Source organism: Micromonospora sp. NPDC093243, from assembly GCF_044753725.1.
Taxonomy (GTDB): Bacteria; Actinomycetota; Actinomycetes; order Mycobacteriales; family Micromonosporaceae; genus Micromonospora.
Genome location: NZ_JBIVNT010000005.1, coordinates 122,506 through 136,998, shown reverse-complemented (window position 1 = coordinate 136,998; position 14,493 = coordinate 122,506). Strand labels below are relative to the sequence as shown.

General features: G+C 76.7%; 13 protein-coding genes. 6 read left to right on the top strand and 7 right to left on the bottom strand.

Annotated features, from left to right (window positions below; genetic code table 11):
* Window positions 1-53 precede the first annotated feature (53 nt).
* The 7 genes from ACIP9D_RS18245 to ACIP9D_RS18215 all read right to left on the bottom strand — a co-directional run bounded on the left by ACIP9D_RS18245 (window position 54) and on the right by ACIP9D_RS18215 (window position 8,776).
* Complete coding sequence (locus tag ACIP9D_RS18245) at window positions 54-1,280, bottom strand: nucleotide pyrophosphatase/phosphodiesterase family protein (protein WP_350872379.1); 1,227 nt, start codon at window positions 1,278-1,280, stop codon at window positions 54-56.
* Window positions 1,277-2,044: a methyltransferase domain-containing protein gene (locus tag ACIP9D_RS18240; protein WP_350872377.1), complete on the bottom strand. Its 768-nt coding sequence runs from the start codon at window positions 2,042-2,044 to the stop codon at window positions 1,277-1,279. Before ACIP9D_RS18240 ends, ACIP9D_RS18245 begins: the two co-directional genes overlap by 4 nt.
* Before the next feature lie 35 nt (window positions 2,045-2,079).
* Window positions 2,080-2,259 carry a hypothetical protein gene (locus ACIP9D_RS18235; RefSeq protein WP_350872375.1) on the bottom strand — a complete coding sequence of 60 codons (180 nt, stop codon included), beginning with the start codon at window positions 2,257-2,259 and terminating at the stop codon, window positions 2,080-2,082.
* A gap of 94 nt (window positions 2,260-2,353) precedes the next feature.
* Window positions 2,354-5,728: an error-prone DNA polymerase gene (locus tag ACIP9D_RS18230; RefSeq protein ID WP_350872373.1), complete on the bottom strand. Its 3,375-nt coding sequence runs from the start codon at window positions 5,726-5,728 to the stop codon at window positions 2,354-2,356.
* 51 nt (window positions 5,729-5,779) lie between these two features.
* On the bottom strand, window positions 5,780-7,480 hold the full coding sequence (locus ACIP9D_RS18225) for a DNA polymerase Y family protein (RefSeq protein ID WP_350872371.1): 1,701 nt from the start codon (window positions 7,478-7,480) through the stop codon (window positions 5,780-5,782).
* A complete protein-coding gene (locus ACIP9D_RS18220) occupies window positions 7,477-8,265 on the bottom strand; it encodes a hypothetical protein (RefSeq protein ID WP_350872369.1) in 789 nt (262 codons plus the stop codon). Before ACIP9D_RS18220 ends, ACIP9D_RS18225 begins: the two co-directional genes overlap by 4 nt.
* Before the next feature lie 61 nt (window positions 8,266-8,326).
* Complete coding sequence (locus tag ACIP9D_RS18215) at window positions 8,327-8,776, bottom strand: SAV_6107 family HEPN domain-containing protein (protein WP_350872367.1); 450 nt, start codon at window positions 8,774-8,776, stop codon at window positions 8,327-8,329.
* A gap of 468 nt (window positions 8,777-9,244) precedes the next feature.
* Between ACIP9D_RS18215 and ACIP9D_RS18210 the strand changes: the two genes are divergently transcribed.
* The 6 genes from ACIP9D_RS18210 to ACIP9D_RS18185 are packed head-to-tail and all read left to right on the top strand — an operon-like array spanning window position 9,245 to window position 14,488.
* Window positions 9,245-9,733, top strand: a complete 489-nt coding sequence (locus tag ACIP9D_RS18210) for a YbaK/EbsC family protein (protein ID WP_350872365.1) — start codon at window positions 9,245-9,247, stop codon at window positions 9,731-9,733.
* On the top strand, window positions 9,730-10,479 hold the full coding sequence (locus ACIP9D_RS18205; protein ID WP_350872363.1) for a monooxygenase: 750 nt from the start codon (window positions 9,730-9,732) through the stop codon (window positions 10,477-10,479). The genes ACIP9D_RS18210 and ACIP9D_RS18205 overlap by 4 nt, the downstream gene beginning before the upstream one ends.
* Window positions 10,476-11,027, top strand: a complete 552-nt coding sequence (locus ACIP9D_RS18200) for a GNAT family N-acetyltransferase (RefSeq protein WP_350872361.1) — start codon at window positions 10,476-10,478, stop codon at window positions 11,025-11,027. Before ACIP9D_RS18205 ends, ACIP9D_RS18200 begins: the two co-directional genes overlap by 4 nt.
* Entirely contained in the window at window positions 11,024-11,872 is an 849-nt protein-coding gene (locus ACIP9D_RS18195; protein WP_350872359.1) for a carotenoid biosynthesis protein, read from the top strand. The genes ACIP9D_RS18200 and ACIP9D_RS18195 overlap by 4 nt, the downstream gene beginning before the upstream one ends.
* Window positions 11,869-12,996, top strand: coding sequence for a glycosyltransferase family 2 protein (locus ACIP9D_RS18190; protein ID WP_350872357.1), 1,128 nt, complete (start codon window positions 11,869-11,871; stop codon window positions 12,994-12,996). Before ACIP9D_RS18195 ends, ACIP9D_RS18190 begins: the two co-directional genes overlap by 4 nt.
* Before the next feature lie 10 nt (window positions 12,997-13,006).
* Entirely contained in the window at window positions 13,007-14,488 is a 1,482-nt protein-coding gene (locus ACIP9D_RS18185) for a phytoene desaturase family protein (protein WP_350872355.1), read from the top strand.
* Window positions 14,489-14,493 lie beyond the last annotated feature (5 nt).

The following is a 14,493-nucleotide window of genomic DNA, read 5'->3' as shown; positions in this document are numbered from 1 at the left end:
GTCGACCTCGCCGATGAACGGGCCGGCCCGCCTCCGGCGGGTGCCCGGGTCGGTCAGCCCCGGACGACCAGCAGCGGGATGGTCATCTCGGCAGCGGTGTCCGACCCGTGGTAGGCCACCAGCCGCGACGCCGTCGGGTGCTCCGACCGGCTGGCCAGCACCGCGTACGTGTCGTTGCAGACCACCACGACGTCGCCGATGCGGGCCAGGTGCTCCTCGGGCACCGGCCCGAACCATCCGGTGGCGACCGCCTCGTCGCGGGTACGGACCCGGGCCGCGGCGCCGAGCACCGCCGACCAGGCGGCCACCACGTCGTCGACCGCGCCCGGGGCGACGTGCAGGTAGCGCACCCGGGCTTCACCGGCGACGACCCGCACCCCGGCCCGCAGCCGGGGGTCGGTGTCCAGGTCGAACCGGTGCGCGGCCGGCACGTCGAGCTGGCCGTGGTCGGCGGTGACCAGCAGCGCGGCGTCCGGTGGCAGGCCGTCGACCAGCCGGGCGAGCAGGGCGTCCACCTCCGCCGCGGCGACCCGCCAGGGTGCCGAGTCGACGCCGGTGAGGTGGCCGTGCCGGTCCAGGTCGGGGTGGTAGCCGGAGACCAGGGTGGGGCCGGTCCCGGCGGTCAGCGCGGCCAGCATCGTCACGGCGAGCGCGTCCACGCCGGCCGCGCCCCGGAAGTCGCCGCCGCGGTTGGCGGCCACCGTCAACCCGCTGCCGCCGAACTCCGGGCGGCTCACCGCGGTCACCGCGACCCCGGCGGCGCGGGCCCGTTCCAGCTGGGTCGGCACCGGCTGCCAACGCAGCGGGTCCGGGTCGCTGGTCCACTCGATGTGGCTGAGCACCCGGTCGGTGCCGGGCACCCGGACGGTGAAGCCGAGCACGCCGTGCGCGCCGGGCGCGGCGCCGGTGCCCAGGGTCACCAGGCTGGTCGGGGTGGTGGACGGGAAACCGGAGGTGAGCGGCCGGCCGACCGTCGCGGCCAGCCCGGCCAGTGTCGGGGCGTGCCGGGCGGCGGTGGGGATCTGATACCAGCCGAGCCCGTCGACGAGCAGGACGGCGACCCGGCTCACCCCGGCCAGCGGCTCGGTCAACCCGAGCCGGTCGGGGGCGCCCGGCACCCCGAGCACGGCGAGCGCGCTGGGCAGCACGTCGGCCAGGCTGCCGTCGCCGTAGCGGGGCGCGACGACCGCCAGCGGCCCGGTCACACCGTCCGGCCCGGACGCACCGGCCCCCGCCGGCCGTCCGGCGCCGGGCGGCTCCGGCACGGACGACCCGGTCATGCCGGGCGGCGGGCGAAGAGGTGCAGTTGGGCGGCGAGGTCCCGGTACGGCGGCCGGCCGGCCAGCGCCCGCTCCAGCTCGACCAGCGCCCCCGACTGACCGTCGGCGACCGCTGCGGGCAGCAGGTCGGCCAGGACGCGTACGCCGTGGATCTCCTCGACCACCAGGCCGGCGGCGGCGAGCAGCGCGCCGGCCCCGTCGGCGTCGTAACGCCGCCGCAGTGTGTCCCGCGGCCCGGCGCTGCCGGCCGGGTCGCCGGCCAGCGCCGCCGCGAGGTCCAGGTGCCCGTTCATCGCCCGGGCGAGCACCGCGGCGGCCCGACCGGCGACCAGCACGCTCGCCGCGCCGCCGGGACGCAGCGCGGTGGCCAGCGCGGCCACCACCGGCGCCGGGTCGTCGACCACTTCCAGCACGGCGTGGCAGAGCACCAGGTCGGCGCCGGCCGGCTCGACCAGCCCGGCGAGGGCGTCGCCGTCGCCCTGGACCGCCCGTACCCGGTCGGCCACCCCTGCCTCGGCGGCCCGGCGGGCCAGCGCGGCGAGCGCGTCCGGGCTGGCGTCCACCACGGTGACCCGGTGCCCGGCCTGGGCGAGCGGGACGGCGAAGCCACCGGTGCCGCCGCCCACGTCGAGCACGGTCAGTTCGGCGCCACCGCGCCGGTCCAGCTCGGCCTGAAGCACCGACCAGATGACGGCGGTGCGGGGGGTCAGCGGCGGCCCGGCGAACCGGCCTGAGGTCTGCTCCACCCGGTCGAGCCTAGTCATCCGGTCCGGGCCCGCTCGGGACGCGTCCGACCCCGTCAGGACTCGGCGGTGGCGTCGCCGTCCTCCGGGGCGCGGGACCGCAGTGCGTTGGCCACCGGACCGTCGGTGACCTCGTACTCACGCTGCTCGGCGTGGTGGGCCGGGGTCCAACCGGCGCTCAGCCGGGTCCGCCGGGAGTTGGCCACTGCGCCGCTGTGCACGTCATTGCCTGTCATCGGTACACCCCTCGTGCCGCGCGGGCCACACTGCCCGCGCGACCACAAGTGTCCCGCTCCGCTGGGCGGAAAACCGTAATGTGGATCACTGCGGTCAACGGAAGTCACGGGAGGCTGGGCTCACCGGAGGCTCGATCGCGTCCAGCCGGTCGGCGACCAGGTTGACCACCCCCTCGTGCCGCTCCAACCGACCCCGGACCACCAGCCCGGTGCTGGTCCGGGCCACCCGCCGGTAGCGCTGCCACAGCCCCGGCGAGCAGGTCACGTTGAGCATGCCGGTCTCGTCCTCGAGGTTGAGGAAGGTGACCCCGCCGGCGGTCGCCGGGCGCTGCCGGTGGGTCACGATGCCGCCGACCCGGACGCGCTGGCCCGGCTCCACCCGGCCGAGCCGGGCGATCGGCACCGCCCCCACCAGGTCGAGCTGGGGGCGGATGAACCGGGCCGGATGGCTCTCCGGCGACAACCCGGTGGCCCACACGTCGGCGACCAGCCGGTCGACCGCCTCCATGCCGGGCAGGGTCGGCGGGGCCGCGCCGGTCACCGTGCCGGGCAGCCGGCCCGGCCGGTCCTGGGCCGCCGCGCCGGCCGCCCAGAGCGCCTGCCGCCGGGTCAGCCCGAAACAGGCGAAGGCGTCCGCGGTGGCCAGCGCCTCCAGTTGCCCGGCGGTGAGACCGACCCGCCGGGCCAGGTCCGGCATGTCGCGGTACGGCCCGCGCGCGCTCCGCTCGACCTCGATCCGCTCGGCCAGCTCGTCGCCGAGGGTACGCACGCTGGAGAGTCCGAGCCGGACCGCCGGACCGCCCAACCCCCAGGCGTGCGGCGGCTCCCCCGGCTCGCTGCCCCACCGGGTGTCCGGGGTGGATTCCAGCACCGCCTTGGCACCGCTGGCGTTGATGTCCGGTCGGCGCACCTGCACCCCGTGCCGGCGGGCGTCGTCGACCAGGGTCTGCGGCGAGTAGAAGCCCATCGGCTGGGCGTTGAGCAGCGCGGCCAGGAACGGCCCCGGGTGGTAGCGCTTGAGCCAGGAACTGGCGTAGACCAGGTAGGCGAAGCTCATCGCGTGGCTCTCCGGGAAGCCGTAGCTGGCGAACGCGGTGAGCTTGCGGTAGACGTCCTCGGCCAGTTCGCCGGTGATGCCCCGCTCGGCCATGCCGGCGTAGAGCCGGTCGGCGATCTGCGCCATCCGCTCGACCGAGCGCTTGGCGCCCATCGCCCGGCGCAGCTGGTCGGCCCCGGCCGCGTCGAAGCCGGCCAGGTCGATGGCGAGCTGCATCAGCTGCTCCTGGAAGAGCGGCACGCCGAGGGTCTTCTCCAGCGCGTTGCGCATCAGCGGGTGCGCGAACGTCACCGGCTCCTGGCCGTTCTTGCGCCGGATGTACGGGTGCACCGAGCCGCCCTGGATCGGGCCGGGCCGGATCAGCGCCACCTCGACCACCAGGTCGTAGAACTCGCGGGGCTTGAGCCGGGGCAGGGTGGCCATCTGGGCGCGACTCTCCACCTGGAACACGCCGACCGAGTCGGCCCGGCAGAGCATGTCGTAGACCTCCGGGTCGTCCAGCGTCATGTCGCCGAGGTCGAGGGTCGTCCCGATCATGTCGTAGCCGTAGTGCAGCGCGGAGAGCATGCCGAGGCCGAGCAGGTCGAACTTGACCAGGCCGACGGCGGCGCAGTCGTCCTTGTCCCACTGGAGCACGCTGCGGCCGGGCATCCGCCCCCACTCCACCGGGCAGACCTCGATCACCGGCCGATCGCAGATCACCATCCCACCGGAGTGGATGCCCAGGTGCCGGGGAAACGTCTGCAGCTCGTTGGCGTACTCCACCACCTGCTCGGGAATGTCCGCCACGTCGACCGTGGCGACCGAGCCCCACCGGTCGATCTGCTTGCTCCAGGCGTCCTGCTGCCCGGGTGAGAAGCCGAACGCCTTGGCGACGTCCCGCACCGCCGAGCGGGGCCGGTAGGAGATGACGTTGGCCACCTGGGCGGCGTGTTCCCGGCCGTAGCGGGTGTAGACGTGCTGGATCACCTCCTCTCGGCGGTCGGACTCGATGTCCACGTCGATGTCCGGCGGCCCGTCCCGCTCCGGGGCGAGGAACCGCTCGAAGAGCAGCCGGTGCCGGACCGCGTCGACGTTGGTGATCCGCAGCGCGTAGCAGACCGCCGAGTTCGCCGCCGAGCCTCGGCCCTGGCAGTAGATGTCCTGCTCCCGGCAGAACGCCACGATGTCGTAGACCACCAGGAAGTAGCCGGGGAAGCCCAGCTCCTCGATCATGCCCAGTTCGTGGTCGAGCTGCGCGTACGCCGTCGGGTGCGCCTCCCGGGGGCCGTAGCGCTCCCGCGCCCCCTGCTCGGTCAGGTGGCGCAGCCAGCTCATCTCGGTATGCCCCGGCGGCACCGGGTAGGCGGGCAGCTGCGGCGCGACCAGTTGCAGGTCGAAGGCGAGTTCGGCGCCGAACTCGGCGGCCCGGGCCACCGCGCCCGGGTACGCGGCGAACCGGGCCGCCATCTCGGCGCCGCTGCGCAGGTGGGCGGTGGAGGCCGCGGGCAACCAACCGTCGATCTCGTCCAGGCTGCGCCGGGCCCGGACGGCGGCCACCGTGGTGGCCAGCCGGCGGCGTCCCGGGGTGGCGTAGTGCACGTTGTTGGTGGCCACCGTGGGCAGGCCGGCGACGGTGGCCAGCTCGGCGAGCGCGTCGTTGCGGTCCGCGTCGACCGGGTGCCCGTGGTCGGTGAGTTCCACCGCGACGGTCTCCGCGCCGAAGAGCGCGGTCAGCCGGTCCAGCTCGCGGGCCGCCGCGTCGACCCCTTCGGTGAGCAGCGCCGCCGGCACGTGCCCCTTGCGGCAGCCGGTGAGCACCAGGACGTGGTCGCGCAGCTCGGCGGCGACCTCCTCCAGCTCGCCGTAGATCGGGCGGCCCTTCTCCCCGCCGCGAAGCTGGGCCCGGGCGATGGTGCTGGCCAGCCGGGCGTACCCCTCGTGGCCGTGCGCGAGCACCAGCAGGTGCGCGCCGAGCGGGTCCGGTTCGCCGTTCTGCGGGCCGGGCAGGCCGAGGGAGAGTTCGGCGCCGAAGATGGTCGGCAGCTGCAAGGCCCGGGCCGCCTCGGCGAAGCGCACCACGCCGTAGAAGCCGTCGTGGTCGGTGACGGCGAGCGCGGTGAGCCCCAGCCGGGCCGCCTCCTCGGCCAGCTCCTCCGGGTGGCTGGCCCCGTCGAGGAAGCTGAAGTTGGTGTGCGCGTGCAGCTCCGCGTAGGGGACCGCACCCTCGGGGCGGGCCAGCGCGGGTGGTTCGTACTGCTCCCGCCGACGGCTCCAGGCGGGGCTGTCCCCGCCGTCGGCGTCCACCGCGAGCGGGTCGACCACGTGCAGGTGCCGTTGCGCGCGGGATCGGCCGGACGCGCCGCCGGGCGGTCGGCCGGAGAGCACCCCCTCCAGCTCGGACCAGGGCATCTTCGGGTTGTGGAAGCTCATTTGCCCGCTCCGGCCCGACCGACGGTCTCCCCTGCGGCCGCTATCCGACGCTCAGTCATAGATCGCCTCCACCAGCCACTGCCCGGCCTCGACCGCGAGCAGCAGGGCGGCGCCGTCGGCGAGGCTGACCTGGAACCGGGCCCGGCGTCGGGCCTCGGCCGGCGCCCACCAGCGCTCGTCGACCGGCCACGGCCCGGTCCAGCCGACGATCTCGACCGGCGCCGCCGTGCCCACGGTGAGCCGGGCCGGCGCGGCGCTCACCGCCAGGCGCGCGCTGACCACGACCGGCTCGCCGGCGGCGTCGTGCACGGTGGCGGCCAACGGGCTGGGCAGCACCACGGCGGGCGCGGGCGGCGGAAGCCGACCGGGCCAGGGCGGGCTGGCACCGGTACGCCCGACGCCGGCACCACCGCCAGCTCCGGCGCCACCGCCGGCTCGGGCACCACCGCCGGCCCCGGCACCACCGCCGGCCGCGCCGGACCCGGCACCGGCGGCCGGCTCGCCGGGCAGCGGTGGTGGACCGGGGCGGGCCGGCAGCCGCTCGTCGCCCCACGGCACCAGGTGCACCTGGTCGGCCGGGGACCGACCGCCGCCGAGCACCGCGGTGAGCACCGCCTCCGGGCCGAGGATGCCCTGCACCCGGCTCAGCGCCCGGTGCGCCCGCTCCCGCTCCTCACCGGTCTCACCCCACAGGCCGGACTGCAGACCGGCCTGGGCGATCACCCCGTCGGGGACCAGTCGCAGCCGGATGATGCCGGCCGTCGGCCGGGCCGGGCCGGCCCGGCCGCGCCCGCTGCTGCCGGTGAGCCAGCCGTCGAGCTGCCAGCGGACCCGGTCGGCGATGGCCCCGGCGGTGAGCAGACCGTCGTGGCGCCAGACCCGGTGCAGCTCCTGGCCGTGCGCGGTGACCGCCTCGATGCCGAGCCGGGTGCAGGCCAGCCCGTGCCCGGCGAGCCGGTCGTGCAGCTGTTCGGCCAACGCCCGGGCGGCGAACGCCGCCGCGTCGACCCGGTCGATCGGCTCGTCGTGTTCGGCGGTCACCGTCAGGTCGGCCGGGGGTTGGCGGACGGCGAGCGGGCGGTCGTCGCGCCCGGCGGCCAGCCGGTGGGCCAACGCGCCGTCGAACCCGAACCGGGCCAGCACGTCGCCGGCGGGCAGCGCGGCGAAGCCGCCGAGGGTGCGCACCCCGAGCCGACGCAGCAGGTCGGCCAGGGCCGGCCGGCCGAGCGCCTCGACCGGCAGCTCGGCGAGGAACGCCGGGGTGCCGCCGGGCGGGACGATCCGCCCGCCGCGGGCGGCCAGCCCGGCGGCGAAGACGCCGTCGGCGATCCCGACCTGGCTCTCCACCCCGCAGGTCTGGGCGACGTGCTCGATGATCCGCTCGGCCGCCGCCTCCTCACCGCCGAGGTAGCGGCTCGGCCCCCGGGCGGTCAGCGCGCACGCGCCCGGTCGGACCACCTCCACCCCGGCGACCAGCTCCTCCACCGCGGCGACCACCGGTTCGAACGCGCGGGCGTCCCGCCCGGGGTCGTACTCGACGACGGTGAGTTGGGGGCAGCGGCCCTGCGCCTCCCGTTTGCGCAGGCCCCGCCGCACCCCCTCGGCCCGAGCCTGCTCGGAGCAGGCCACCACCCGGTTGGCGTGCAGCACCGCGACCGGGCCGGTGGCCGGCACCCCGTCGACGATCTCGGCGGCGAGCACCGGCCAGTCCGGGCACCAGAGCAGCAGGGTGCGCGGCGGTGTGTCGGTCACGCCGGATCGACCAGGGTGAGCGCGCCACGGTGGGAGTCGTCGGCGAGGGCGTGCCCGGGCGAGGCCACCGGGCGGAGCCGGCCGGCGGCGACCGGGCGACCGGCGGCGGGCGTCACGGTACGGGGAATCACCCGGGTCAGCTCCGCGCCGGGCAGCCAGACCTTGACCTCCTTGGGCCGGGCGGCCGCCCCCCGCCCGCGCGCCGAGACGGTCAGCTCCCGGCGGCGCAGCCGGCCCCGGCCCGACCCGAGCCCTTCCCAGACCCCCCGGACCACCTGCAACGTCACGTCCGCGCCGTCCCACCGCCCGTACGGGACGAGCACGCTGCCGCGCTGCCGGGCCCGGGCGGCCAGCCGGTTGGCGACCGAGGCGGAGACCGCCGCCGGCACCGCGGTGACCACGACGTCCACCCCGTCGATCAGCGCGGCGATGACGGTGGCCCACTCGGGCCCGGGGTTCGGCACCAGGGCGAGCCGGTCCAGGGCGATCCCGAGCTCGGCGGCGGCGCCCGCCCCGAACGTCGGCACGCCCACCACGGCGCACCACGAGCCGGCCCGGGACGCCTCGGCGAGCAGCGCCAGCACCAGCGAGGTGCCGCCGCTGCGCCGTGGGTGGCCGGTGGCGACCGCGATCGTGCTGCCCCGGCGTAGCCCTCGGTTGGGCAGCAGCCCGGTCAACTCGGGGGCCACCGGCAGCGTCCGGTGGCCGCCCACCGGATCAGGCGCGCTCGCTGGGCGGACCAGATCGGCCAGCGCGGCGGAACCGACCACTATTCGGCCCGCCATCGGACCAACCCCCCGTCGTGTTGCTGATGGATCAGGTGTTGCTGCGGGACCGGATCCCGGGTCAGGCGGCGAGGCCGTCGAGCGCCGGCTGGTGGACCACGCCGAGCGCGGTCTCCACCACCGAGACGAACTGCTCGGCCGCGCGGAGCAGGTCGTCGGCCTCCCGGGCGCTGACCACCCGGGGTATGCCGGCCTCGGCGGCGGCCCGTTTGCCGGCCCCGGCGGCGAAGAAGCGCGCCCACTCGTCGAGCTCGGGGGCGACGGTGGAGAGCAGCACCCAGACGCTGGTGATCCGGTTGCGACGGGTGGGGGCGGGCCGGGCCCGGGCGGCGAGCAGGGCCGCGGCCGCACGCAGGGCGGCCAGGTGGGCGGCCGCGTAGCGGAGACCGTCGGGACGGGTCTGGCCGGCCTCGGCCAGCCCGTGCCGGGCCACCGCGAGAAGCTGGGCGGGGGTGCGGTGCGGCAGCACGTGCGCCGGCACCGTCGGTGGCTGAGCCGCGTTGGTCGGCATGGGACTGTCTCCTCCACTGGCCGAGGCGGCCGGCCGGCGGCGGACGAAATCCGCCGGCGGGACGCCGGGTCGAGTGGTGCGGAGGAAGACGCACCGGTGTGGGGCCGGCCGGGTGTGGATGCTTCCCCACACCACACCCGGCCGGCGTACCGGCGGGTTCGTCGCCCGCCGCCCGGGGGTCGTGGGCGGCGGGCGACGCTCCTGCCTGATGGGGCTCGGGCTCGCGACTGCCCGGAACCCCGGTGCGGCCCGCGGAGCCGCACCGCCCGGAGCCGCGCCGCGAAACACCGCTACCGGGATGGGTTGGAACGAACGTTCGAGGCAATCGAACACTCGTTCTAACTACTGCTGACAGTACACCTCCCCACCGACGAAAATGCAACGTGTGACGCGCCGGGCCCTCACCGGCGACGGGACACGGCGCGGCCCGACCCACCCGCGGCGGAGCGAACCGGGGAGAATGGCGGCATGCAGCCACACCCGAACGTACGGGCGGTGCAGGACGCGCTGGCCGGCGCGGACGCGCGCGACGGCTCCGGCGCGCCCACCGCCGTCCGCCTGCTGCCCGAGGCGGTGCACACCGCCGCGGCCGCCGCCGACGCGCTCGGCGTCCAGGTCGGCCAGATCGCCAACTCGCTCGTCTTCGACGCCGACGACGCGCCGCTGCTCGTGCTCACCTCCGGCGCGCACCGGGTGGACGTGGCCGGGCTGGCCGCGTCGGTCGGGGTCAGCCGGCTGCGCCGGGCCACCCCGGAGTTCGTCCGGACACACACCGGCCAGCCGATCGGCGGGGTCGCCCCGCTCGGGCACCCGCGGCCACTGCGCACCCTGGTGGACACCGCGCTCGCCGCGTACCACGAGGTCTGGGCGGCCGGCGGTGTGCCCCGGGCGGTCTTCCCGAGCACCTACACCGAACTGCTGCGGATCACCGCCGGCGCCCCGACCGAGGTGGCGTGACCGAGCGGGCCGTGGAGCACGCCGTTCCGGACCTGGTCACCCTGCACGTGTGGCGGACCGCACCGGCGGCGCTGCCCCGGGCGCTGACCCGGATGGCGCTCGACCCGCGCCGGCTGCGCGCCACCCCGGGCGTACGGTTCGGCAAACTGCTCGGCACCGGGACCGGGACCGGCTTCGGGCCGGGCGACGCCGACCTGACCCGGTGGGCGGCGCTGACCGCCTGGGACTCCCCCACTGCGGCCGCCGGCTTCGACGACACGCCGGTCGGCCGGGCCTGGGCCCGGATCGCCCGCGCCGCCGTCCGGGTCGACCTGCGCCCGCTGACCAGCCGGGGTGAGTGGTCCCGTCGCCGACCGTTCGGTGAGCCGGCCGGCGGCCGGGTCGCCGGGCCGGTGCTCGCGCTGACCCGGGCCCGACTGCGGGCCCGCCGGGCGGCCACGTTCTGGCGGGCGGTCCCGCCGGTGGCCGCGGCCCTGCACACCGCGCCGGGGCTGCTGGCCCGCTTCGGCGTGGGCGAGGCGCCGCTGGGCTGGCAGGGCACCGTGAGCGTGTGGCGGGACCCGACGGACCTGGTGGCGTTCGCGTACCGTCACCCGGAGCATCGCGCGGCGATCACCCGGACCCCCACCGAGGGCTGGTACGCCGAGGAGCTCTTCGCGCGCTTCGAGGTGCGTGGCGTGGTCGGTGACCGCGCGGTGCTGGGCTGGGTCGACGAGGACGTGGACGACAGAGGTGGGTGGGCATGAGGTTGGTGCGGTGGACCCCGGACGATCTCGTCCGACGGCTGGACGACGTGGTGGCCGTCTACGGCGAGGCGATGGGCTACCGGGCCGACCTGCTGGAGGCCCGGCGCGGCTACATCGCCACCCACGTACGCCGACCCGGGTTCCGCGCCGTCGCCAGCCTGACCAGTGAGGGCCGCCTCGCCGGGTTCGGCTACGGCTATCTCGGCGCCGCCGGGCAGTGGTGGCACGACCAGGTGCTGCGGGCGCTGGACCCGCCGGCCCGGCAGCGCTGGCTGACCGACTGCTTCGAGGTGGTCGAGCTGCACGTCCGGCCGCCGGCGCAGGGGCACGGCCTGGGCGCCGGGCAGCTGCGCGCGCTGCTCACCATGGCCGAGGGGAGCACCACCCTGCTCTCCACCCCGGAGGCCGACGAGCAGACGTCGCGGGCCTGGCGGCTGTACCGCCGGTTCGGCTTCACCGACGTGCTGCGCGACTTCCACTTCCCCGGCGACGAGCGGCCGTTCGGCGTGCTCGGCCGGGATCTGCCGCTCGACCACCCGGCGGCATGAGCCGGCGGCTGCCCTGGGCGCTGCTGGCCGTCCTGGTGCTCGCCCAGATCTGCTATCCGCTGACCGACGGGCCGGCCCGGGCCCGGCTGACCGTGGCCACCGTCCTTCTCGGCTACCTGCTCTCGGTCGGCCACGCCCTGCTCAGCCGGGGACCGCGCGGCGCGGCGGCGCTGGTCGCGGTGGCCACCGGCGGCGGGTTCGCCATCGAGGCGGTCGGGGTGGCCACCGGGGTGCCGTTCGGCAGCTACGACTACTCCGGCGAGCTGGGGCCGAAGCTTGCCGGCGTACCCCTGATCATCCCGCTGGCCTGGACCTGGATGGCCTGGCCGGCCTGGCTGGCCGCGGTACGGCTGACCGCGGCGGGGCGCGCCGGCGCGCCGGCGCGGGGCCGGCTGGTGGTACGGCGGGTGGCGCTGGCCGCGGTCGGGTTGGCCGCCTGGGACCTCTTCCTCGACCCGCAGATGGTGGACGAGGGCTACTGGCGCTGGCGGGACGTCACCGCGGCCCTGCCCGGGCTGCCCGGCGTCCCGGTCAGCAACTACCTGGGCTGGCTGCTCTTCGCGGTGCTGCTGATGAGCGCGCTGCGCCCGCTGGCCGGGCCGGCCGTGGCGGTCATCGACGGCCGGGACGCCCCGATGCTCGCGCTCTACCTCTGGACGTACGGCTCCAGCGTGCTGGCCCACGCGGTCTTCCTGGACCTGCCCGCGTCGGCGCTGTGGGGGGCGGCCGGGATGGGGGTGACCGCGGTGCCGCTGGCGGTGGTGCTGCTGCGCGCCCTCCGGCGCCGCGACGATCGGCGGGAGCCGCGCCGGGCACAGCGCTCCGGCGTCGACGCGACGACATGACCCCGCTGCTCGTGCTCGCCCTCGGCGTCGCGGCGTTGACCGCGCACACCGTGCTCAACGCCGCCCGCTGGCTGCGCCGGCCGGCCGCGCCCGTGGACGAGGTGACCGAGCCGGTGGCGGTGCTGCTGCCGCTGCGGGACGAGGCCGACCGGGTGGGCCCCTGCCTGCGGGCGTTGCTCGACCAGCGAGGGGTGCCGGGGCTGCGTGTCGTGCTGCTCGACGACGGCTCCACCGACGGCACCGCCGAGGTGGTGCGGGCGATCGCCGGCGACGACCCGCGGGTCACCCTGCTCACCGGGACGGCCCCGCCGCCGGGCTGGCTGGGCAAGCCGTACGCCTGCTGGCAGCTCGCCACCCGGGCCGACCCGGCGGCCACCGCGCTGGTCTTCGTCGACGCCGACGTGGTGCTCGCCCCGCACGCGGTGGCGGCGGCGGTCACCGAGCTGCGCGCGGCGGGCGTGACGCTGCTGTCGCCGTACCCCCGGATCGTGGCGGCGACGGCGGCCGACCGGCTGGTCCAGCCGCTGTTGCAGTGGCTGTGGCTGACCTTCCTGCCGCTGCGGGCGATGGAACGCTCGCCCCGACCGTCGCTGGCCGCCGCCGGTGGGCAGTTCCTGGTGCTGGACCGGGCCGGCTACCTGCGGGCGGGCGGGCACGCCGCGGTCGCCGACCGGATCCTGGAGGACATCGAGCTGGCCCGGGCGGTCAAGCGGGCCGGCGGCCGGATCGCGCTCGCCGACGGCTCGCGGCTGGCCGTCTGCCGGATGTACGACAACTGGCCGCAGCTGCGTGACGGCTACTCGAAGTCGCTCTGGGCCACGTTCGGGCATCCGGGCGCGGCGGCGGCCGTGCTGGCGCTGCTGCTCCTGCTCTACACCGCCCCGCCGCTGCTGGCGCTGGGCACGCTCGTCGCCGGACATCCGGTGGCGGCGCTGGTGGCCGTGGTGGCCTATCTGCTCGGGGTAGCCGGGCGGGTGGTCACCGCCCGGGCCACCGGCGGCCGGTGGTGGCCCGACGCGCTGGCACACCCCGTGTCGGTCGTGGTCCTCGGTTGGCTGACTCTGCGGTCGTACCATCTGCGCAGGCGGCGGCAACTGTCCTGGCGGGGCCGCCCGGTCAGCTAGGAGGCGTCGGATGGCGCGGATCGTGGTCGTCGGCGCCGGGGTGGGTGGGCTGGCCACCGCCGCCCGGCTGGCCGCAACCGGGCACGAGGTGACCGTCTTCGAGCGGGCCGAGACGGTCGGCGGCAAACTGGGCCGGTACGTGCACGACACCCCGGCCGGGTCGTTCCACTTCGACACCGGGCCGAGCCTGCTGACCCTCCCCGAGGTCTTCACCGACCTGTTCGAGGCGACCGGGGCGAAGCTCGACGAGTACCTCGACCTGGCTCCGCTGGACCCGGTCGTCCGGCACGTCTTCCCGGACTCCTCGACCCTGGACTCCTGCGCCGACCCGGCCGAGTTCGCCGCCCGGATCGGCGCCGCCCTCGGCGACCGGGCGGCGGCGGACTGGCAGCGGCTGTGGCGCCGCGCCGAGCGGGTCTGGGCGGCCTCCTCCCGGCACGTGCTGCGCCGCCCCGTCGACTCCCCCCGCGACCTCGCCGCGCTGGCCTGGCGGCTGGGCGACCTGGCCGCCATCGGGCCGGGCCGGACGCTGCGCGGTCTGGGTCGCCGGCACCTCACCGATCCGCGGCTGCGGATGCTGCTCGACAGGTACGCCACCTACACCGGCGCCGATCCGCGCCGGGCCCCGGCCGCGCTGGTCGCCGTGCCCTACGCCGAGCTGGCCTTCGGCGGCTGGTACCTGCGCGGCGGCCTGGGCACGCTCGCCGACGCGCTGCTGTCGCGCTGTCTGGACCTCGGCGTGGTCGTGCAGACGGGCGCCACGGTGACCCGGATCGACGCCGCGGGCGGCCGGGTGCACGGGGTACGCCTCGACGGCGTCGCCGCGCCGGTCCCCGCCGACGTGGTGGTGGCCAACTGCGACGCGCTCACCCTCTACCGCGACCTGCTGCCCGACCCGGGCCGGCTGGCCGGGCTGACCGACCGCAGCCTGGCCGGTTTCGTGCTGCTGCTCGGGGTGAGCGGTTCCTCCGGGCTGGCCCACCACACGGTGCTCTTCCCCGGCGACTACGACGCCGAGTTCGACGCGGTCTTCGGCGACCCGGGCCGGGGCGTCCGGGCCCGGCCGGCACCCGACCCGACGGTCTTCGTCACCGTCGCCGACGACCCGCTGGTCCGGCCGGCCGGACACGAGGCGTGGTTCGTGCTGGTCAACGCGCCCCGGCACGGCACCGCGGCGGGCGCGGTCGACTGGCGCCGGCCCGGGCTCGCAGAGGCGTACGCCGACCGGATCCTGGACGTGCTCGCCGCGCGCGGTGTGGACGTGCGCGACCGGCTGCTGTTCCGGGAGATCCGTACCCCGGCCGACCTGGGGGCGGCGACCGGCGCGCCGGGCGGGACGATCTACGGCACCGCAGGGGGCCTGCTCCGGCCCGCCAACCGCGGCCCGGTGCACGGGCTGTGGCTGGTCGGCGGCTCCGGTCACCCGGGCGGCGGCCTGCCGATGGTCACCCTCTCCGCCCAGATCGTCGCCACCGCGATCGGCCCGGCCTGAACCTG